Genomic DNA, 21,282 nt, shown 5'->3' on the forward strand with positions numbered 1-21,282 from the left:
GAAGCGAAAAGGTTGCACCAAACTTGCACCTATCTTGGTAAATCGGTTGTGAACTTGTCGTGAAATCGCTGTTCATATCGCGTTCATCTGGTTTCTTGGTTTCTGTTTTCTTATCGCAGTGGTTCTTGTTGAAAATCCCGTCAGAAAAGGCTAGCTGGAAGAAATGACGATCGCGATTTATGCGGGCTCCTTCGACCCGGTGACAAACGGCCATATGGATGTCCTCAAAGGTGCCTTGCGCCTTGCCGACGAGGTTATTGTCGCGATCGGCGTTCATCCCGGCAAAAAACCTCTCTTCACCTTCGAGGAACGTGTGGCGCTCATCGGTGAAAGCTCCAAGGCCATATTGGGCAAGGATGCAGGCCGGGTTTCGGTCATTTCCTTCGACAGACTGGTCATCGATGCAGCACGCAAACATGCCGCACAATTGATGGTGCGTGGTTTGCGCGATGGCACCGATCTCGACTATGAAATGCAGATGGCGGGCATGAACGGCACTATGGCGCCGGAATTGCAGACCGTGTTCCTGCCGGCAGACCCGGCAGTACGCACAATTACCGCCACATTGGTCCGCCAGATTGCCTCCATGGGCGGCGATATAAAGCCCTTCGTTCCTGCGGCTGTTGCTGCCGCCTTGAACACCAAATTCAAATCCTGACTGCAGGGAGTTTTTCGATCATGTCTTTCATCCGTTCGGCGCTTGCCGCTGTTGCCTTTTTCGCGCTGTCGCAAGGAGCGGTCCAGACGGCTTCCGCCGCCAATGCCGAAAACACCCTCGTTCTCAAGCTGAAGGACGGCGACGTTGCCATCCAGCTTCGTCCCGACCTCGCGCCGAAGCATGTCGCCCAGATTGAAAAGCTGGTCGGGGAAGGCGCTTATAATGGCGTTGCATTTCACCGCGTCATTCCAGGCTTCATGGCCCAGACCGGCGATGTAAAGTTCGGTAACGTGGACAAGGGTTTCGATGCTTCGCGCGTCGGCACCGGCGGTTCCGACTATCCCGATATCCCAGCAGAGTTCTCAAAAGAACCCTTCGTGCGCGGCACGGTCGGCATGGCCCGCAGTCAGAACCCGAACTCAGCCAATTCGCAATTCTTCATCATGTTTGCGGACGGCGCATTCCTCAACGGCCAGTACACCGTGGTCGGCAAGGTTGTCAGCGGCATGGATATCGTCGACAAGATAAAGAAGGGTAGCGAAGCCGATAATGGCGCCGTGGAAAACCCCGACAAGATCATCAAGGCCACGCTTCAGGCCGATAAAAAGTAAAATACGATAAGAAGTAAATACAAGGAGAGGCCCAATGGCTTACAAAGACCCTGAAAACACGCTCGTTCTGGAAACCACCAAGGGCAACGTCGTTCTTGAACTCTATCCAGACCTCGCGCCGGATCATGTTGCGCGCGTCAAGGAACTGGCTCGCGAAGGCGCTTATGACGGCGTTGTGTTCCACCGCGTAATCGACGGATTCATGGCACAGACCGGCGACGTGAAGTTCGGCAAGACCGGCGGCGCGCATTTCAATGGCTCGCGTGCGGGCATGGGCGGTTCGGACAAGCCAGACCTGAAGGCTGAATTCTCCAACACGCCGCACAAGCGTGGCACTGCTTCGATGGCCCGTTCGGCCAACCCGAATTCGGCCAATTCGCAGTTCTTCATCTGCTTTGCCGACGCTCCGTGGCTCGACCGCCAGTACAGCGTCTGGGGCCAGGTCATTGAAGGCATGGACAATGTCGACAAGATCAAGCGCGGTGAGCCTGTTGCCGATCCGGACACGATCGTGACGGCGCGCATCGCTGCCGACATCTGATCCTACCGATTTCATTGAGAAATTACGGCTCCGGTTCATACCGGGGCCGTAATTTGTTTACCGCATTTCCGAACGCAAAACCGCTTCGCACTTTTGCTGGAAATGCTTTAGAGGTTCATAATGCGTGTTGATCTTTTCGATTTCGATTTGCCGGAAGAGAGCATTGCTCTGCGTCCAGCGGAGCCGCGTGATCACGCCAGATTGTTGCGTGTCCGTCCCGGCCAGCCATTCGAAGATCGACAGGTGTTCGAGCTGCCCGATCTGTTGCAACCCGGCGATGCGCTTGTTTTCAATGATACCAAGGTGATACCCGCGCAGCTTGAAGGCATGCGCGAGCGCGATGGCAATATTTCGCAGGTCAGCGCCACGTTGCATATGCGCACCGGTCCGGATCGCTGGAAAGCGTTTCTGCGTCCGGGCAAGCGCGTAAAGGAGGGCGACCGCATCCGTTTCGGCCATTCCGGTTCAAGCTGCTTCCTTGGTACACTTGATGCCACCGTGGCGGAAAAGGGCGATGCGGGCGAAGCGCTTCTCGTGTTCGACCTTTCCGGCGCCATGCTGGATGAGGCCATCGCATCGGTCGGGCATATTCCACTGCCACCCTATATCGCGTCGAAGCGCGCCGAAGACGAGCGCGACCGCAAGGACTATCAGACGGTCTATGCCCGCGAAGAGGGCGCTGTTGCCGCTCCCACTGCCGGATTGCATTTCACGCCCGATCTTCTGGAAAAGATCAAGGCCAAAGGCGTTGAAGAACATTTCGTAACGCTGCATGTGGGGGCGGGAACGTTCTTGCCGGTCAAGGCCGACGATACGACCGACCACAAGATGCATTCTGAAATCGGTTATGTGTCGCAGCGGACCGCCGATGCGCTCAATGCTGTGCACGAGCGGGGCGGCAAGATCATCTGCGTTGGTACGACGTCGCTGCGCCTGATCGAAAGTGCTGCGGGCGAAGATGGCATCATCCGTCCGTGGGCCGGTGCGACCGATATCTTCATCACGCCGGGCTACAAGTTCCGTGCAGTCGATCTGCTGATGACCAACTTCCATCTGCCGCGCTCGACGCTGTTCATGCTGGTATCGGCCTTCAGTGGCTTTGAGACGATGCACGCCGCCTATGAACACGCCATCAGCAATGGCTATCGCTTTTATTCCTATGGTGACGGCAGCTTGCTTGAGCGAGCCGACAAAGCTAAAGACACCGCATGACTCTGGAAAATCTAAAGACAAGCGAAAATTTCGAATTCAAAGTGCTGGCAACCGACGGCGCTGCTCGTCAGGGCGAGATTTCCATGCCGCGCGGCGTGGTGCGCACACCTGCCTTCATGCCGGTCGGTACGGCTGGCACGGTCAAGGCCATGTATATGGACCAAGTGAAAGAACTTGGCGCCGATATCATCCTTGGCAATACCTATCACCTGATGCTGCGGCCGGGTGCCGAGCGCGTGGCGCGGCTGGGTGGCCTGCATGAGTTCGGCGGCTGGAAAGGCCCGATCCTGACCGATTCCGGTGGTTTTCAGGTCATGTCGCTCGCGCAATTGCGCAAGCTCGACGAGAACGGCGTGACATTCCGCTCGCATATCGACGGCAAGCCTTATGAAATGACGCCGGAGCGATCCATCGAGATTCAGGGGCTGCTGGATAGCGATATCCAGATGCAGCTCGATGAATGCGTGGCGCTGCCTTCACCGGAAAAGAACACCGAGCGCGCAATGGAATTGTCGCTGCGCTGGGCCGAGCGCTGCAAGGTCGCTTTCGGCATTCAGCCGGGCAAGGCGATGTTCGGCATCGTGCAGGGCGGCGATGTAGCGCGTCTGCGTGAGAAATCGGCGGAAGCGCTGAAGGCCATGGATCTCAAGGGCTATTCGGTCGGTGGACTTGCGGTCGGCGAGCCGCAGCAGGTCATGCTCGACATGCTGGAAGTGGTCTGCCCGATCCTGCCATCGGAAAAGCCCCGCTACCTGATGGGCGTCGGCACGCCGGACGATATTCTGAAGTCGGTGGCGCGCGGGATCGACATGTTCGATTGCGTGATGCCGACGCGCGCAGGCCGTCACGGCCTCGCATTTACGCGCTTTGGCAAAGTGAACTTGCGCAATGCGCGCCATGCAGACGATCATCGCCCGCTCGATCCGGAATCGGATTGTCCGGCATCGCGCGACTATAGCCGCGCCTATCTGCATCATCTGGTAAAATCCGGTGAAGCGCTCGGCGCCATGCTCCTGACCTGGAATAACCTGGCCTATTATCAGTATCTGATGAAGGGCATCCGCGCATCGATTGCCGACGGGCGCTTCGGCGATTTTTCCGCCGAAACCTCGGAAGGATGGGCGAGGGGTGATATTCCCGCGCTCTGATTCGAAACTTGCTAAAATTAAGGGCGCCCGGCGCCCTTTTTCTTTATAGCTGTCAGTTTTCTGTCAGCATGTTTTCCAAACGGACGAGAACGGCGCGCTGTTCCTCATCGTTCAGAATTTCACATTCCATCAGTTTGGAGCATTCGAGACCCGCGACGGCCAGGTAGACAATCAGCGCGGTATCGGAATCGGTCGTGTCCTTGATCATGCGGTCGAGAAATGCCCTGTGATATTGGCGAACCGGCACCATGAAACCCGGATCTTCAGCAAGCGCGGCAAGGACACCACAAGCTGGCGGCTCATCATCGGCCTGAACCCGGTAAACATCGAGAAAAGCCCGTGCCACGCGGTTTTTGTCGCCCTTCTGAAGTGTTTCCTGAACCTCCATGGCGTGTTCGTGCTCTTTCATATATTCTTCGACCACCGCTTCGAGCAGTTTGGCCTTTGTCGGAAAAGAATAAAGTAATCCGCCTTTTGAAAGGCCCGCACGGGCTGCTACAGCATCGAGAGACAGGTGAGCGGGTCCGATCTCACGGGCAAGCTCAGTAGCAGCGCGCAAAATACGCTCGCGCGACGAGACCTTCTTTTTTGTTAGCAATTTACTGGTGTCTCCTGACAGTTCGTATGTTGACAATACCGTCCAGACGGTACAGTTATTCGCCACTTTCATTCAAGTAAAATACGCGCGACCTTTGCGTGACTGCGAAAGAAGGCGCCGCGGCCAATCCCCCAACCCTGATCGATCAGGGAGCCATCTGGAGTGCATCCGCAATGATCAAGCGCCTTATTCTGGCAATAATATTCCTCGTGATCGTCGTTGGAGGCCTCGTTGGCTTTAACCTGTTCCGATCACAGGCCATCAAAGACTTCTTCGCCAACATGCAGCAGCCCGCCCAGACGGTTTCGACCGTGACAGTGGAGCCGGGCGTATGGAAGCCTGGTGTGGAAGCCATCGGCACGGCCAATGCGCTCAATGGCGTCGATCTGACCGTACAGCTTGACGGCCTCGTGCAGAAGATCAACTTCAAGGCCAATCAGGAAGTCAAGGAAGGCGACCTGCTGCTTCAGCTGGAAGACAGCATTCAGAAGGCGGACCTCGCAGCCGCCGAAGCTGAAGCCGTTCTTGCCCAGCAGAACCTGAAACGCGCCGATACGCTGCGCACGCGCGGTGTCGGTGCTGTATCGAATGTCGATACGACCGCATCGGTCGCCAATGCCGCCGGTGCGGTGGTGGAAAAGATGCGTGCAACGCTGGCGCAGAAGTCGGTCAAGGCTCCGTTCTCAGGCGTTATCGGCATTTCCAAGGTCGATCTCGGCCAGTATCTGACGCCTGGCACGGTCATTGCCACGCTGCAGAACACCGACGTGATGCGCATCGACTTCACTGTCCCGGAACAGTCGCTTGCCTCCATCAAGCTTGGACAAACCGTCAAGGTCGGTTCGACAGCAGAAGCACTCAACTTCACCGGCACGATTATCGGTATCGATCCGAAAATCGACCCGACGACCCGTCTCGTTTCGGTGCGCGCGGAAGTACAGAATCCGGATCATGAACTGACACCGGGTCAGTTTGTGCAGGTTCGCGTCGAATTGCCGGAAGAAGACAATGTCATTGCCCTGCCACAGACCACGATCATCTCCAGCCTGTACGGCGACTATGTCTATGCGGTCCGTCCGGAACAGAAGCAGGAAGGCGCGAAGGCTGCCGAAGGCGACAACACCGCCAAGGCTCCTGTTGCCGATGCCAAGCCGGAAGATGGCGAGAAGCAGGTCGCACAGCAGGTCTTCATCAAGCTTGGACGCCGCTATTCCGGCATTGTCGAAGTGACGAGCGGCCTCAAGGCTGGCGACATCATCATCACGGCAGGCCAGAACCGGCTCTCGCCCGGCGTACCGGTGAACATCGACAACACCGTCAATCCGATTCCGGCCGGCCAACCGGCTGACAAGCAATAGGCGATCCCGATGAGCTTTTCCGATATTTTCATCCGGCGACCCGTGCTTGCCACGGTAGTTGCCCTCATGATCATTCTGTTGGGCCTTCAGGGTATCGCGCAGCTGACGGTGCGCGAATATCCGAAGGTCGATGAAACCGTTATCACGGTCACAACAAACTATGCCGGCGCGAGCGCCGATCTCATTCAGGGTTTCATCACCGCGCCGATCGCCGAAGCGGTCGCTACGACTGAAAACATCGACTATGTGACGTCTTCGAGCCGTCCGTCGTCGAGCACGGTGACCGTGCAGATGAAGCTCGGCGCAAACCCCGACGCGGCGCTGACGGAAGTAATCGCCAAGGTCAATCAGGTTCGCGGCGACCTGCCGGACGAATCCGATGATCCCGTCATCGTCAAGGGAACGGGTCAAAACTTCGCTACCATGTATCTGGCAGCGCAGAACCCGAATATGACGAGCGAACAGATCACGGAATATCTGGAACGCGTTATCCAGCCGCGCATGTCCACCATTCAGGGTGTTGCAAAGGCTGAAATTCTGGGCGGTCAGGTCTATTCGATGCGTGTCTGGCTCGACCCGATCCAGCTTGCGGCACGTCAGATCACGGCACCGGAAGTTCTGGCGGCAATCAACGCTTCCAACTTCCTGTCGGCGCCCGGCACGACCAAGAACGAATATGTGTCGTCGTCGATCACATTGAAGTCGACCTTACAGACACCGGAAGCCTTTGGCGCCATGCCGATCAAGGCTTCGGGTGACGACGTCGTTCGTCTGCGTGATGTTGCGCGGGTCGAACTGGCTGCGAAAAGTACGGACACCATCGTTTCGTTCAACGGCTCAGCGGGTACCTTCCTCGGCGTCTTCCCGACACCGGCGGCAAACCCCATCGACATGGCCGCTGCCGTCCGCAAGGAACTGCCATCTATCCAGGCGTCGCTGCCGGAAGGCATGTCGCTTGTTCTCGTCTATGACGCGACCGAGCAGATCAGCTCTTCGATCAAGGAAGTCTTCACCACCATCGGCGAAGCCGTGGCCATCGTCATTCTGGTCATCATCGTCTTCCTCGGGTCGTTCCGCTCGGTGCTGATTCCGATTGTCACGATCCCAATCTCGTTGATCGGCGTGTGCTTTTTCCTTTATGCGCTCGGCTTCTCGATCAACCTGTTGTCACTGCTCGCGATGGTTCTCGCCATCGGCCTTGTGGTCGATGATGCCATCGTGGTTCTGGAGAACATACACCGGCATATCGAAGAGGGTCTCCGGCCCATGGACGCTGCCTTCAAGGGCATGAAGGAAATCACCGGCTCGATCATCGCCATGACGATCACGCTGGCGGCGGTGTTCGCACCACTCGGCTTCACGGGCGGTCTGACGGGTGCCCTGTTCCGCGAATTCGCCTTCACGCTGGCTGGCGCCGTTATCATTTCGGGCGTTGCCGCCTTGACGGTTTCGCCAATGATGTGCGCGCGTATGCTCAAGCATGGCGACCAGACCCGGTTCCAGAAGTTCATCGACCGGACCTTCTCGCGTTTCGAAAAATGGTATCACCGTCGTGTCTCCAACTCGCTCAACTATCGCGGCATTACGCTCGCAATTGTCGTAGCGCTGATGGGATTGACGGGCTTCCTTTTCATGAACACGTCGAGCGAACTGGCACCGGAAGAAGATTCCGGCGCGCTGTTCTCGATGTTCCAGGCTCCGCAATATGCAACCTCGGCCTATACCAATCTCTATGCCGAACAGATCGACGAACTGACCAAGGATCTTCCGGAACTGAAGACCCGTTTCCAGATCGTCGGCATGGACGGTGGCACGACATCCGGTATCGCGCTGTGGGTTTTGAAGGACTGGAACGAGCGTACCCGTTCGCAGAAGCAGATTCAGGAAGACCTGACCGCACGTATTTCCAAGGTCGCAGGTGTTGAAGCATTCATCTTCGCGCCTCCGTCCCTGCCGGGAACGGGTGGCGGCCTGCCGATCTCGATTGCTATCCAATCGACTGGCCCAGCCGATCAGGTTTTCGCACTGGCTGAGGAAATCAAGAACGAAGCACAGGCTTCCGGCCAGTATATCATCGTGCAGAACTCGCTTTCCTTCAACGCACCGCAGGTCACGATCACCATCGATCGCGACCGCGCAGCAACGCTGGGTGTGCAGATCAGCGATATCGGTTCGACACTGGGTCTCCTGACCGGTGGCGCATCGGTCGCGAAGTTCGACCGCGATTCGAATAGCTATGACATCATCACGCAGGTACCCGATGCATACCGTTCGAACCCGGAAAAGCTCGGCGACTTCTATGTGCGCAGTGTTTCCGGCTCGATGATCCCGCTGTCGTCGGTCATCACGATCAGCCAGAACGCATCGCCTGCAGCAATCGAGCAGTTCAACCAGCTGAATTCGGCCACGATTTCAGCTCTGCCGCTGCCTGGCGTTACAACCGGGCAGGGCCTGCAAACTCTGGTTGATCTGGCCAAATCCAAGATGCCGGAAGGCTTCTTCCTGGATTATTCCGGTCAGTCGCGTCTGGAAGTGGAGCAGGGCAACACGATCCTGATCGCCTTCGGCCTCGCCGTCATCGTGATCTATCTCGTGCTTGCGGCGCAGTTCGAAAGCTTCCGCGATCCGTTCATCATCATGATGTCGGTTCCGCTGTCGATCTTCGGTGCCATCGTGCCGCTGAACATCGGTCTCGGCACTCTCAACATCTACACGCAGGTCGGTCTCATCACCCTTGTCGGGCTGATTACCAAGCACGGTATTCTGATGGTGGAATTCGCCAACCAGCAACGCCGTCTGCATGGTCTTTCACGCCGGGATGCGATCATCGTCGCGGCTGAAACCCGCCTGCGTCCGATCCTGATGACCACTGCCGCCATGGCGCTTGGCGTTGTACCACTCATCATCGCGACCGGTGCCGGTGCAGCCGCACGTTACTCGATGGGTCTGGTGATCTTCACTGGTATCGTGATCGGCACGATCTTCACGTTGTTCGTGGTGCCGATGTTCTACACCTTCATCGCCAAGAAGGATGTTGAAGGCGAATATGTTGCGTCCTCGGATGAAGGCGGCGAACCGGCTCCAGCGCAACATCACTGAAACTTGCGTTGAACCAATGACAAAGGGCGGCCTAGAAATAGGTCGCCCTTTTGATTTTTGCTAACGTTGCAAACGCTGCGTTCCAACCCATATGAGCCAGTATGATACCCTTATCCGTTCTCGATCTTTCGCCCGTTCCCGAAGGTAGCGATGCAGCAAAATCGCTGCATAATACGCTGGAGCTTGCGCAACATGCCGAACGGCTCGGCTTTCACCGTTACTGGCTTGCCGAACACCACAATATGCCGGGCATCGCTAGTGCCGCCACATCTGTGGTCATCGGTTACGTCGCCAACGGCACCTCAACCATTCGCGTCGGTGCTGGCGGCGTCATGCTGCCCAACCACGCACCTCTGGTGATTGCAGAACAGTTCGGCACGCTGGCTTCCCTGTTTCCCGGGCGTATCGATCTCGGTCTTGGACGCGCTCCGGGCACTGACCAGATCACCGCTCATGCGCTTCGTCGCAATCTCGACAGTGACGCCAATGCGTTTCCACAGGATGTGGTCGAGTTGCTCAACTATTTCAAACCTGCCGAACCGGGCCAGCGCGTGCGCGCCGTGCCGGGCGAGGGGTTGAATGTGCCTGTCTGGATTCTCGGTTCCAGCCTGTTCGGCGCGCAGCTTGCCGCAATGCTGGGGCTGCCTTACGCATTTGCCTCGCACTTCGCGCCTGCCGAAATGGAGCGCGCCATCGCTCTATATCGCGAGCGGTTCGAGCCATCGGAATATATGCAGAAGCCTTATGTGATGCTGGGCCTAAACGTGATCGCAGCCGACACGGACGAAGAGGCGAACCATCTTTTCACGTCGCAACTGCAGGCTTTCGTCAACCTGCGCAGCGGTCGCCCCGGCAAGCTTCCTGCACCGGTCGAAGGCTATGCGGAGCGGCTTGATCCGGCAGCGCAGGCGCTTGTTCGCCAGATGCTGTCATGCCGTGTGGTCGGTGGACCGGACACGGTAGCGAAAGGCATCAAGGCCTTTGCAGAAAGCACCGGCGCCGATGAACTGATGTTGACCGGCATGATACATGATCACAAGAAGCGTCTGCATTCATACGAGATCGCCAGCCGTTCAATCGGCCAATCAATCGCCTGAGCGGCTGTTTTCGCTTTTGACTTCCGCCAACAGCCAATCCCGGAAAGCCGACACCGCCGGAGTGCTCGAACGAGCCTTCGGCGTCACAAAATAATAGCTGCTCGGGCTTTTGACCGTATGCGGACAGGCAACCACAAGCTGGCCACTATCGATTTCGGCGCGAATGAGGAACAGCGGCATCAGCGCAACGCCAAGGCCTGCAATGCAAGCCTGCGAGACGTTCGAAAACTGTTCAAAGCGCATTCCCGGTGAAACCGGAGCCGCGATATCGAGGCTCTTGAACCAGTGGTCCCATGCACCGGGGCGTGAAGCCATATTGAACAGGGGGAGCGGCAACAGATCGGCAGGCGCATGAACCGGATTCTGCTGTAGAAATGCAGGGCTGCACACAGGCGCAACCGTTTCATCCATCAGGAAGACACTATCGGCGTTGGGCCAGTCCGGCTGGCCAATATGGATCGCTGCATCCAGTCCTTCGCGATCAAAATCGAACTGCCCGATACGCGTCGCAAAATTGAGGATGATATCCGGATACTTTGCCACGAAACGCGGTATGCGCGGGATCAGCCAACGTGTGCCGAATGTCGGCAGAAAAGCGAGATTGAGCGTGGTGCCACGCATATGCGACATGACTTGCAGCGAAGCGGCACGGATGGATGCCAGCGCTGGCCCCACCGCCTTCAGATAGACGCGCCCGGCATCGGATAGAACCACATTGCGGCTGGTGCGGTCGAAAAGCGCTGTTCCAAGCTGCTCTTCGAGTGTTGCAATCTGTCGGCTCACCGCGCCTTGAGTGAGCGACAGTTCCTCGGCTGCAGCCGAAAAGCTTTCATGCCGCGCAACCGCATCGAAGGCGGCAAGCGCACTGGTGGAGGGGAGCAAGCGGCGTGATATCGAAGTCATGATCCATTACTAAATGGAATAGATCGATGAGTAAACGTCGATTGCACCAGACCTCGGCACAGTTCATATTTCCTGTAAATTTTCATTGAGGAGAATACACTGATGTCACGTGCGGCTTTTAGCTGGGAAGACCCGTTTCTGCTGGATGACCAGCTGACCGAAGACGAGCGCATGATCCGCGACTCGGCCAAGGCTTTTGCGACGGACGTTCTGCTGCCCCGCGTTGAAAAGGCCTATCTGGATGAGACGACCGATCCGGAACTGTTCCGTCTGATGGGGCAGGCTGGTCTTCTGGGCGTGACGCTTCCTGAAGAATATGGCGCAGCCAATGCCGGCTATGTTGCCTACGGCCTGGTGGCGCGCGAAGTCGAGCGTGTCGATTCCGGTTATCGTTCGATGATGAGCGTGCAGTCGTCGCTCGTGATGTATCCGATCTATGCCTATGGCTCGGACGAGCAGCGCAAGAAATATCTTCCGGGCCTCGTCTCCGGCGAGCTGATCGGCTGCTTCGGCCTGACCGAGCCCGATGCAGGCTCCGATCCGGCAGGCATGAAGACCCGCGCCGAAAAGATCGACGGTGGCTATCGCCTCAGCGGCTCCAAGATGTGGATTTCGAACTCACCGATCGCCGATGTGTTCGTCGTCTGGGCAAAGTCCGCTGCGCATGACAACGCCATTCGTGGCTTCATCCTCGAAAAGGGCATGAAGGGGCTTTCCGCACCGAAGATCGGCGGCAAGCTCTCGCTGCGCGCATCGATCACCGGCGAAATCGTCATGGATGGTGTCGAGGTTTCGGAAGACGCACTTCTGCCGAATGTCTCCGGTCTCAAGGGTCCGTTCGGCTGCCTCAATCGCGCCCGCTACGGCATTTCCTGGGGCGTCCTCGGCGCTGCAGAGGATTGCTGGTTCCGTGCCCGTCAGTATGGTCTTGATCGCAAGCAATTCGACAAGCCGCTGGCTGGTACGCAGCTTTACCAGAAGAAGCTGGCTGACATGCAGACCGAAATTGCTCTTGGCCTTCAGGCAAGCTTGCGCGTCGGTCGTCTGTTCGACGACGGCAGGATGGCCCCGGAAATGATCTCCATCGTGAAGCGCAACAATTGCGGCAAGGCGCTCGATATTGCCCGTCAGGCCCGCGATATGCACGGCGGTAATGGTATCCAGATCGAATATCACGTCATGCGCCATGCGCAGAATCTGGAAACAGTGAACACCTATGAAGGCACGCATGACGTTCATGCGCTGATCCTGGGCCGCGCCCAGACCGGCATTCAGGCTTTCTTCTGATCGCTGTATCGCCAAGCCTTCCATTCGGGCCCGTTCGCAGTTCGCGGGCGGGCCTCTTTATTTTTGTACGGGATTGCTGAAAATGCAGAACACGCCGCTTGACGGTCTCAAGGTGGTAGAACTGGCGCGCATTCTTGCCGGACCATGGGTAGGGCAGACGCTCTCCGATCTTGGCGCCGACGTCATCAAGGTGGAAAGCCCTGAAGGTGACGATACGCGCAAATGGGGCCCGCCATTCATCGATGTGGAAGGCGAAAGGTCCGCCGCCTATTTCCATGCTTGCAATCGCGGCAAGCGTTCGATCACTGCAGATTTCCGCACTGATGAGGGCAGGGAACTGGTGCGCCAGCTCGTGGCTGACGCCGATGTTGTCATCGAGAACTTCAAGCTGGGTGGGCTGGATAAGTACGGCCTCGACTATGAGAGCCTGAAGGCCATCAATCCACGCCTGATCTATTGCTCGATCACCGGTTTCGGCCATACCGGCCCATACGCCGAGCGTGCAGGCTATGATTTCATGATCCAGGGCATGGGCGGCATCATGGATCTGACTGGCGAACCTGACGGTGAGCCGCAGAAAATTGGCGTGGCTTTCGCCGACATTTTCACCGGGCTTTACAGCGTGATTGCGATCCAGTCCGCACTCATTATGCGCGAGCGCACCGGCATCGGCCAGCATATCGATATGGCGCTATTCGACTGTATGTCGGCGGTTTTGGCCAATCAGGCGATGAATTTTCTGGCGTCCGGTGTTTCACCAAAGCGCATGGGCAATGCCCATCCGAATATTGCGCCCTATCAGACGCTGCCTGTTTCCGACGGCTACTTCATCATCGCCTGCGGCAATGACGGACAGTTCGGAAAACTGACCTCATTGCTTGGCATTGGTGACATCGTAGGAGACGAGCGTTTCGTCAGCAATTCGGCGCGTGTAGCCAATCGGGCGGCTCTCACGGCACTTCTGGAAGACAAGACTCAGGCATGGAAGCGTGACGATCTTCTGGCTGAGCTTGCCAGAATTGGCGTGCCTGCCGGTCCGATCAACACGGTGGCCGATGTATTCGCAGACCCGCAATTCGGGGCGAGGGCGATGAAGATCGACCCGCAAGGCGTTCCCGGTCTGCGGACGCCTATTCGCTTCTCCGATGCCGAATTAAAGCTCGACAAGCGTTCGCCGAAGCTGGGAGAACACAGCAACATCATTCTTTCGGAAATCGGCAAAAGCTGAACGAGAATAGTGTCATCAACCAGACGCGCTCTTCATCGAAGGGCGCGTTTTTGTTTGTATTGCATCGATGAAAAGTGAAAGCCTCTAATCAAGAAACAACTTTAACCCCTTCCGGGGAAAGCATTTTAAATTGTTCTTGAGAGAAGATGGTGCGGTCGAGAAGACTCGAACTTCCACGGGTTGCCCCACAGCGACCTCAACGCTGCGCGTCTACCAATTCCGCCACGACCGCCCGTGGTAGGGGCCGAACTCCGTCGGCGAGTGGGCATTTAGCAAATCACTTTGGGGTGCACAAGCCCCATCTGCACCTTCCGGCAATCTTTTTGAAAAAGAATGTGAAAAAGCCGGCACGCAATCATCGAAGACATCGTTGAAACCCCGAATTTCCGGGCTTTTTCAAAGGCTTCCGTAAATCAAAAAAAATTCCGAAAAACGTCACCGAACGAGAGTGTAGCGGTGGAACAAAGGGCTGCCAGGGGCAACAAGAGCGAATCCGACGAATCCGATTCATTCGGATTCGCCTCAATCGCCAAAAAATTATCCGGCGATGCCCTGCAAGCGCTTGATATCCTCAAGACGCTTCAGCGTTTCCGTGTATCCGGCGTCGATTGCCTCGGATGCGCGATGGAAATCGGCAAGCCCGATCTGTCCCACAATCGGCATAAGCGTGACATCCGGTGGATCGCCCGCCATGCGGGCTCGCGAGATGCGGTCCTGAATGATGTTGAAAGCTTCCATCATCACGCCTGTAATGCCAAGGCGCGCTTCCTTCTCACCATGAATTGCCTCGGCCAGACCTTCCTGGCGTGATTGCGCATGTTTGATGACTGCAGCGCGACCATACTGGTCGTAATGCAGGTTCACCGCAAGGACGAGGCGCTGCTCGTAAGCACGGCACACAGATACGGGAACAGGGTTGACCAATGCGCCATCGACCAGAACACGCTCCTGCCAGCGCACGGGCTCGAAAACACCGGGCAGGGCATAGGAAGCACGCATGGCATCAATAAGCGGGCCAGATGACAGCCAGATTTCGTGACCGGTGCGTAATTCGGTGCAGATGGCAACGAAGGGACGGTCCAGTTCCTCGATGCGCAGCCCGTCCAGATGCTCGCGCAGGCGACCATCGAGTTTCATCCCGCCAAACAGCCCGCTACCGCGAAAGGTGATGTCGAGAAGATTGAACATGCGCCGCCGTGTGAGGCTGCGGGCGAAATCTTCCAGTTCATCGAGCTTTCCGGCCAGATAACAGCCACCGACAAGCGCGCCGATGGAAGTTCCGGCAATCATCTCGATATCGATATTGGCTTCGTCCAGCGCGCGCAGAACGCCGATATGCGCCCAGCCACGCGCAGCTCCGCCGCCCAGCGCCAAGGCTATCCGGCGCGGCTCACGCTTGATTTCAGGTTTTTCAACGATTTCTTCTGTCGGCGGTGCAAGGTCGTTATTCGCAGCCTTCCGCCTCTGCCCCCATGCAAGCATCACGATGGATACCTCTTCGTCTCGATTTGGAGCATTTCCGACAAAAGACTCAAGCGGTTTGCGTCAGGAAATGCACAGACAAATGGCTAAAACGATTCCGACAACTCCGTTTGAATGGAACCGCTTCAGATTAGCGAAACATAGTATCCAAAGAATAAATGCTGCGAATTGATGGCGCGACTCATATTCGCGCCATCACATCCTTTTGACCAAGATTAATGCTCGTGATCGCAAGCGCCTTCAATAGCCAGCGATATATCGCCGTTCTCGGCAACAACCTGCCGATAGAAGCAGGAGCGGCGGCCTGTATGGCAGGTCGGCCCGTCACCGGCGACGCGCACTTTCAGCCAAAGCGCATCCTGGTCGCAATCCGTTCGCAACTCGACAACGCTTTGCAGATTGCCCGACGTCTCGCCCTTCTTCCAGAGCTTGCCGCGCGAACGGGACCAGTAATGCGCAATTCCCGTTTCGAGGGTAAGGCGCAAGGCTTCCTCATTCATATGGGCGACCATCAGTAACTCGCCGTCACGCGCATCGGTTACAACGGCTGTGATGAGACCCGATGCATCAAAGCGCGGCATGAATGCCGCACCTTCTTCGATGGCCTTCTTGTCGGAAGGCTGGACAGGAAAGAAGCTCATAGTCTGCCGCTTATCTGCGGGTCAGGGTCATGAAGCGAACCTGTTCCTCCGCATTCACCTGCATTTCGCCGGTAAAAGTGGTGGTGATGGTCGTCGAACCCTGCTTGCGGATGCCGCGCATGGCCATGCACATGTGCTCGGCCTCGATCATGACGGCGACGCCACGCGGCTTCAAAATGCGCTGGATGCTATCGGCGATTTGTGCGGTGATGCTTTCCTGTGTCTGCAGGCGGCGCGCGAAAATATCCACGACGCGGGCAATCTTGGAAAGGCCAACCACCTTGTGATCAGGCAGATAGGCGACGTGCGCCTTGCCAATGATCGGCACCATATGGTGCTCGCAATGCGAATGGAACGAAATGTCCTTCACGAGGACAAGATCGTTATAGCCGCCGACTTCCTCGAACACCGTGCCGAGGACTTCTTCCGGGCTTTCCGTATAGCCTGCGAACAGTTCCTTATAGGCCTTGGCAACGCGCTTCGGCGTTTCCAGAAGACCTTCACGCTCCGGGTCGTCTCCGGCCCAAAGCAAAAGCGTGCGTACGGCTGCTTCTGCATCGGCCTGCGTCGGCTTGCCATGCAAAAGAGTTACATCTGCCTGCTTGTTCGGCAGGCCGGATTCGTCATCTTCTTTGAGGATGCGAGCGTCCATCAGTATTCTCCAGTAGTCTCCTTCAAGGAGGAGACGAGTTAAACGGACAATACAACGATGCGCTTTGCGAGCGGGCGATGTATTGATCCGGCGCTTGAGGCCACCGGACAGGTTTTCGTGCGACTGCCCCCGGGTCTGTGCTAATGTTACCCATAGCGCAGACGCTACCTGCCTATTATATAGACATTAAATTGCAACTTCAAACCGCAGTCGGACGACAAAATTATGTTTTTCTCCGGCACTGCGGAAGGTTCGCCTCCATGATCGATGATATTTATAACAAACGTATTCTGGAATTCGCTGGAAACATGGAGCGTCTGGGGCGCCTTCCTGAGCCCGATGCCGTTGCCAAAGTGCATTCCAAACTGTGCGGATCGACCGTTACCGTCTACCTGAAAATGGTCGATGGCGTGGTGACGGATTTCGCGCATGAGGTGAAAGCCTGTGCACTTGGGCAGGCTTCTTCGTCCGTGATGGCGCGCAATATTATCGGCGCTTCCGCAGAGGAACTGAAAGCCGTCCGCGATGAAATGTACAAGATGCTGAAGGAAGAAGGTCCGGCGCCGGAAGGGCGTTTTGCCGACCTGAAATATTTCGAACCTGTCCGCGAATACAGGGCTCGCCACGCCTCCACGCTGCTTACATTCGATGCGGTTGTCGATTGCATCCGGCAAATCGAGGAAAAGGCCAAAGCTGCCTGATGTGCTCTTGCGGCAAGAATCACGCAGGCGAGGGCGCACCAAAGCGCTATAGCCGGAATTTTACAGATCCGTGGCGCAAGACACCCGGAAGAGTGATCGGCACTTCGTTCGTGCGCTTCTATCAGGTGACATTGTCGTCTCTCATCGGCAATTCCTGCCGCCATCTGCCGACCTGTTCCGAATATGCCTATGAAGCCATTGCTCGCCACGGCCTGTGGAGCGGCGGATGGATGGGGCTTTTTCGCGTCGTGCGTTGCGGGCCGTTCGGAACCCACGGTTTCGATCCGGTGCCGCGTGCACTCTCCAGCGATCTCAAATGGTATCTGCCCTGGCGGTATTGGCGCTGCTCGGCATCTTAGATGCCTGAATCAAAAAGCGGCCTGTGTGTGCGAAAATGGTGATTTTCGAGTACCGGAGCGGAGTGTATTTTTGGGTACATGAGCACCAGCACGCAGATAATCGTCATTTGCAGCCACACAGGACGACTTTTGGAACAGGCATCTTAGGGCGCGATGCGCTTTATCAGAGCCGTCTCCCAGTTTCCCCGAATTACCCCCAGCTGTGAATTCTGACAGTTTTTTGTTAGCTGATTATAATTCATTAAGGATATCAACGTTTCATTGAGAATTGGAATTTAAGGCAGTGCTGTGGTCTTTTTCGGGCCGCAATTTGCCTGCATGTCCCCCCGGCGTCCCTATTCCTGCGAGCTATTATGCTGAAATCATCGTCCCGTCTTTCACGTCTCATTGCATCCTTAGCGCTCGGTGCGAGTGTGCTTTGTACGTCTGCGGCGATGGCGAATACGTCCTGGGTTGTTTTCGACGCCGATAGCGGGCGAATCCTTGGGCAGGACGATGCGAATGTGCAGCGCGCACCAGCTTCACTGGCCAAGATGATGACGCTCTATCTCGCCTTTGAAGGTCTCAAGACCGGCACGCTGCATTGGGACGATGCAATGCCTGTATCGAAAAATGCGGCTGCAAAGGTTCGCATGAAGCTCTGGCTGAAGCCGGGTGAGACGATTACCGTCCGCGATGCGATCAATGGCATGATTATCGTGTCGGCCAATGATGCGGCGACGGTCATGGGCGAATATATCGCCGGATCGGAAGCGGCTTTTGGCCGGTTGATGACGCAGCGTGCGCGCCAGATCGGCATGAAGAGCACTTTCTTCGTCAATCCGTCGGGACTAACGGCGAAGTCAACCCAGCTGACCACAGCGCGGGATATGGCCGTGCTTGGCATGTCGCTCCGCCGTGACTTTCCGGAACAATATGAGTTGTTCTCGCAGCGCTCCTTCACTTTCCGCGACCGTGTTCGCAACGGCCACAACAATCTGATGTATCGCTATCAGGGCGTCGATGGCATCAAGACCGGCTATACGGATGTATCCGGCTACAACCTCGTTTCCTCAGCCGTCATCAACGACAAGCACCTTGTCGGCGTTGTACTGGGGGCTGGATCGGCGCGGCAGCGCGACGATCAGATGGCGAAACTGCTCACCCGGTTCGGCACGGAAGGCACTGAGGCCACGGGGCAGCTCGTTGCAATGGCAAAGCCGCAGCCTGTCGCCAAACAGGCAGCTCCGGCCCAGCCGAAAGCAGACGCAGTAGCAGACCTGATCGACGATTCCCGTATCGAGCAGGGCGATGGTGGCTTCCTGATCGCCTCAGCCGCTGGAGCATCGGCCTGGACGATTCAGCTCGGCGCTCCACCGACACTTTCCGGTGCCAAGGAGCTGCTGGCCAAATATCGTCCGGCGGTCGACAAAGTCGCGCCGGGTCTGAAAGCTGAAATTTCTCCTGCAGAAAAGCGCCGCAAGGTCTATCGTGCGCGTTTTTCCGGTTTCAGGGACTCTGCCTCCGCCGAAAAGGCATGCTCGCAGTTGAAGCAGCAGAAGATCGACTGCCTCCCGATTCGGAACTGATTTCATTTCAATTGCACAGATGAGCGCGACCTGACGCTGTCAGTCTGTCGCGCTTTACTGGCTGGGCAAAAAAGACTAGAACCCAACCTTCATTTTCATACGCATGAACCCACCCGCAATCGTTGGCGGGACTGGATAAGGATGATCAGAATGTCGAATACCGTTTCCATGCAATTTCCCGATGGCTCTGTGCGTGAATACGATGCGTCGATGACCGGCGCGGGCCTCGCGGAATCGATTTCCAAATCTCTCGCCAAAAAAGCTGTTGCCTATGCCGTCGATGGCACCGTGCGCGATCTTTCCGATCCTCTCGGCGCTTCCGGCAAGATTGAGATTCTGACCCGCGAAGACCCGCGCGCGCTCGAACTCATTCGTCACGACACGGCGCACGTACTGGCAGAAGCCGTGCAGGAGCTTTTTCCGGGCACGCAGGTTACCATTGGCCCCGTTATCGAGAACGGCTTCTACTACGACTTTGCGCGTAATGAACCGTTCACGCCCGACGATCTTCCCGTGATCGAAAAGAAGATGCGCGAGATCATTCAGCGCAACAAACCGTTCACCAAGGAAGTCTGGTCGCGTGAAAAAGCCAAGCAGGTTTTTGCCGACAAGGGCGAGAACTACAAGGTCGAGCTGGTGGAAGCCATTCCTGCCGGGCAGGACCTCAAGATTTATTATCAGGGCGACTGGTTCGACCTCTGCCGTGGCCCGCACATGGCTTCAACCGGCCAGATCGGCAATTCCTTCAAGCTCATGAAGGTCGCCGGGGCTTACTGGCGCGGTGATTCCAACAATCCGATGCTGACCCGCATCTACGGCACGGCTTTCGCCAACGACAACGATCTTCAGGCCTATCTCCATATGCTTGAAGAAGCCGAAAAGCGCGATCATCGCCGCCTTGGCCGTGAAATGGACCTGTTCCATTTCCAGGAAGAGGGACCGGGCGTTGTGTTCTGGCACGCCAAGGGCTGGAAGATGTTCCAGAATCTGGTGAGCTATATGCGTCGCCGCCTCGACAGCCATGGCTATCAGGAAGTGAACGCGCCGCAGGTGCTCGACAAGTCGCTCTGGGAAACCTCGGGCCACTGGGGCTGGTATCGCGACAACATGTTCAAGGTGACTGTTGCCGGTGACGAAACCGATGATGATCGTGTCTTTGCGCTGAAGCCGATGAACTGTCCCGGCCATGTCATGATCTTCAAGCATGGCCTCAAGTCCTATCGCGACCTGCCGATCAAGCTTGCGGAATTCGGTAATGTGCACCGCTACGAGCCGTCAGGCGCGTTGCATGGCCTGATGCGCGTGCGCGGCTTTACGCAGGACGATGCGCACATCTTCTGCACAGAAGAGCAGATGGCTGCCGAATGCCTGCGCATCAATGACCTGATCCTGTCGGTCTACAAGGATTTCGGTTTCGAAGAGATCACCATCAAACTGTCGACCCGTCCTGAAAAGCGCGTCGGCTCGGATGAGCTCTGGGATCGTGCCGAAAGCGTGATGATGTCGGTGCTGGAAAAGATCCAGCAGCAGTCCAACAACATCAAGACCGGCATTCTGCCGGGCGAGGGCGCGTTCTACGGTCCTAAGTTCGAATATACGCTGAAGGATGCTATCGGCCGTGAATGGCAATGCGGCACCACGCAGGTGGACTTCAACCTGCCGGAACGCTTTGGCGCATTCTATATCGACAAGGATTCTGAAAAGCGCCAACCGGTCATGATCCACCGCGCGATCTGCGGCTCGATGGAGCGCTTCCTAGGCATTCTGATCGAGAACTTCGCCGGTCACATGCCGCTGTGGTTTGCGCCGGTGCAGGTTGTTGTTGCCACGATCACCTCGGATGCCGACGAATATGCGGCGCAGGCTGCGGCAAAGCTGAAAGCCGCCGGACTGCAGGTCTCGACCGATCTGCGCAACGAGAAGATCAACTACAAGGTTCGTGAGCATTCCTTGCAGAAGGTTCCGGTGATCCTCGTCTGCGGCAAGCGCGAAGCCGAAGAAAACACGGTTAATATGCGCCGTCTCGGTTCGCGCGATCAGGAATCCATGACGCTCGATGAAGCCATTGCACGGCTGGTGGAAGAGGCGACCCCGCCCGATCTGCTCCGCCTCAAGAATGGTGGCTAACAATAAAAAGGC

The 21,282-nt window shown here is 56.8% G+C and carries 19 protein-coding genes and 1 tRNA gene; 14 read left to right on the top strand and 6 right to left on the bottom strand.

The genetic code is table 11. The features are described 5' to 3' along the window. Positions 1 to 163: 163 nt before the first annotated feature. The 5 genes from coaD to tgt all read left to right on the top strand — a co-directional run bounded on the left by coaD (position 164) and on the right by tgt (position 4,170). Entirely contained in the window at positions 164 to 658 is a 495-nt protein-coding gene (coaD, locus tag ABDF71_RS07595) for a pantetheine-phosphate adenylyltransferase (RefSeq protein ID WP_500061455.1), read from the top strand. A 20-nt stretch (positions 659 to 678) separates the two neighbouring features. After that, on the top strand, positions 679 to 1,269 hold the full coding sequence (locus ABDF71_RS07600; RefSeq protein WP_500061456.1) for a peptidylprolyl isomerase: 591 nt from the start codon (positions 679 to 681) through the stop codon (positions 1,267 to 1,269). 34 nt (positions 1,270 to 1,303) lie between these two features. Continuing rightward, a complete protein-coding gene (locus ABDF71_RS07605) occupies positions 1,304 to 1,810 on the top strand; it encodes a peptidylprolyl isomerase (protein ID WP_012092069.1) in 507 nt (168 codons plus the stop codon). A gap of 120 nt (positions 1,811 to 1,930) precedes the next feature. After that, a complete protein-coding gene (queA, locus tag ABDF71_RS07610; RefSeq protein ID WP_029924850.1) occupies positions 1,931 to 3,022 on the top strand; it encodes a tRNA preQ1(34) S-adenosylmethionine ribosyltransferase-isomerase QueA in 1,092 nt (363 codons plus the stop codon). After that, positions 3,019 to 4,170, top strand: a complete 1,152-nt coding sequence (gene tgt, locus ABDF71_RS07615) for a tRNA guanosine(34) transglycosylase Tgt (RefSeq protein WP_010660113.1) — start codon at positions 3,019 to 3,021, stop codon at positions 4,168 to 4,170. The genes queA and tgt overlap by 4 nt, the downstream gene beginning before the upstream one ends. A 52-nt stretch (positions 4,171 to 4,222) precedes the next feature. Here tgt and ABDF71_RS07620 read toward each other — a convergent pair whose 3' ends face one another. Further along, positions 4,223 to 4,840: a TetR/AcrR family transcriptional regulator gene (locus ABDF71_RS07620; RefSeq protein ID WP_373418770.1), complete on the bottom strand. Its 618-nt coding sequence runs from the start codon at positions 4,838 to 4,840 to the stop codon at positions 4,223 to 4,225. Positions 4,841 to 4,941: 101 nt separating this feature from the next. On the opposite strand from ABDF71_RS07620, the gene ABDF71_RS07625 reads away from it, so the two are divergent. The 3 genes from ABDF71_RS07625 (at position 4,942) to ABDF71_RS07635 (ending at position 10,322) form a co-directional block, all read left to right on the top strand. Beyond that, on the top strand, positions 4,942 to 6,126 hold the full coding sequence (locus ABDF71_RS07625; protein WP_043061728.1) for an efflux RND transporter periplasmic adaptor subunit: 1,185 nt from the start codon (positions 4,942 to 4,944) through the stop codon (positions 6,124 to 6,126). Positions 6,127 to 6,135: 9 nt separating this feature from the next. Then, positions 6,136 to 9,225, top strand: coding sequence for an efflux RND transporter permease subunit (locus tag ABDF71_RS07630; protein ID WP_010660110.1), 3,090 nt, complete (start codon positions 6,136 to 6,138; stop codon positions 9,223 to 9,225). A gap of 101 nt (positions 9,226 to 9,326) precedes the next feature. After that, complete coding sequence (locus tag ABDF71_RS07635) at positions 9,327 to 10,322, top strand: LLM class flavin-dependent oxidoreductase (RefSeq protein WP_151576360.1); 996 nt, start codon at positions 9,327 to 9,329, stop codon at positions 10,320 to 10,322. Here ABDF71_RS07635 and ABDF71_RS07640 read toward each other — a convergent pair. Next, complete coding sequence (locus ABDF71_RS07640; protein ID WP_010660108.1) at positions 10,311 to 11,225, bottom strand: LysR family transcriptional regulator; 915 nt, start codon at positions 11,223 to 11,225, stop codon at positions 10,311 to 10,313. The two genes, ABDF71_RS07635 and ABDF71_RS07640, sit on opposite strands and share 12 nt — an antisense overlap. 102 nt (positions 11,226 to 11,327) lie before the next feature. On the opposite strand from ABDF71_RS07640, the gene ABDF71_RS07645 reads away from it, so the two are divergent. Beyond that, a complete protein-coding gene (locus tag ABDF71_RS07645) occupies positions 11,328 to 12,512 on the top strand; it encodes an acyl-CoA dehydrogenase (RefSeq protein ID WP_010660107.1) in 1,185 nt (394 codons plus the stop codon). Between the two features lie 82 nt (positions 12,513 to 12,594). Then, a complete protein-coding gene (locus ABDF71_RS07650) occupies positions 12,595 to 13,740 on the top strand; it encodes a CaiB/BaiF CoA transferase family protein (protein ID WP_500061457.1) in 1,146 nt (381 codons plus the stop codon). 147 nt (positions 13,741 to 13,887) lie between these two features. On the opposite strand, the gene ABDF71_RS07655 is transcribed toward ABDF71_RS07650, so the two are convergent. The 4 genes from ABDF71_RS07655 to folE form a co-directional block, all read right to left on the bottom strand. Continuing rightward, positions 13,888 to 13,972 (bottom strand) — tRNA-Leu (locus tag ABDF71_RS07655). Positions 13,973 to 14,277: 305 nt separating this feature from the next. Next, a complete protein-coding gene (locus ABDF71_RS07660) occupies positions 14,278 to 15,225 on the bottom strand; it encodes a patatin family protein (protein WP_010660105.1) in 948 nt (315 codons plus the stop codon). Between the two features lie 212 nt (positions 15,226 to 15,437). Further along, positions 15,438 to 15,863, bottom strand: a complete 426-nt coding sequence (hisI, locus tag ABDF71_RS07665) for a phosphoribosyl-AMP cyclohydrolase (RefSeq protein ID WP_010660104.1) — start codon at positions 15,861 to 15,863, stop codon at positions 15,438 to 15,440. A 10-nt stretch (positions 15,864 to 15,873) separates the two neighbouring features. Next, entirely contained in the window at positions 15,874 to 16,515 is a 642-nt protein-coding gene (folE, locus tag ABDF71_RS07670) for a GTP cyclohydrolase I FolE (protein ID WP_006466810.1), read from the bottom strand. A gap of 260 nt (positions 16,516 to 16,775) precedes the next feature. Between folE and ABDF71_RS07675 the strand changes: the two genes are divergently transcribed. The 4 genes from ABDF71_RS07675 (at position 16,776) to thrS (ending at position 21,270) form a co-directional block, all read left to right on the top strand. Continuing rightward, positions 16,776 to 17,216: an iron-sulfur cluster assembly scaffold protein gene (locus ABDF71_RS07675; RefSeq protein WP_029924835.1), complete on the top strand. Its 441-nt coding sequence runs from the start codon at positions 16,776 to 16,778 to the stop codon at positions 17,214 to 17,216. Then, on the top strand, positions 17,216 to 17,575 hold the full coding sequence (yidD, locus tag ABDF71_RS07680) for a membrane protein insertion efficiency factor YidD (RefSeq protein WP_010660102.1): 360 nt from the start codon (positions 17,216 to 17,218) through the stop codon (positions 17,573 to 17,575). The genes ABDF71_RS07675 and yidD overlap by 1 nt, the downstream gene beginning before the upstream one ends. 353 nt (positions 17,576 to 17,928) lie before the next feature. Further along, complete coding sequence (locus ABDF71_RS07685; protein ID WP_029376106.1) at positions 17,929 to 19,143, top strand: D-alanyl-D-alanine carboxypeptidase; 1,215 nt, start codon at positions 17,929 to 17,931, stop codon at positions 19,141 to 19,143. A 150-nt stretch (positions 19,144 to 19,293) separates the two neighbouring features. Further along, the gene (thrS, locus tag ABDF71_RS07690; RefSeq protein ID WP_029924832.1) at positions 19,294 to 21,270 is read left to right on the top strand and encodes a threonine--tRNA ligase; all 1,977 of its coding nucleotides are present in this window, start codon (positions 19,294 to 19,296) and stop codon (positions 21,268 to 21,270) included. The last annotated feature ends 12 nt before the right edge of the window (positions 21,271 to 21,282 follow it).

This window comes from Ochrobactrum sp. WV_118_8 (assembly GCF_039631535.1).
Taxonomy (GTDB): Bacteria; Pseudomonadota; Alphaproteobacteria; order Rhizobiales; family Rhizobiaceae; genus Brucella; species Brucella anthropi.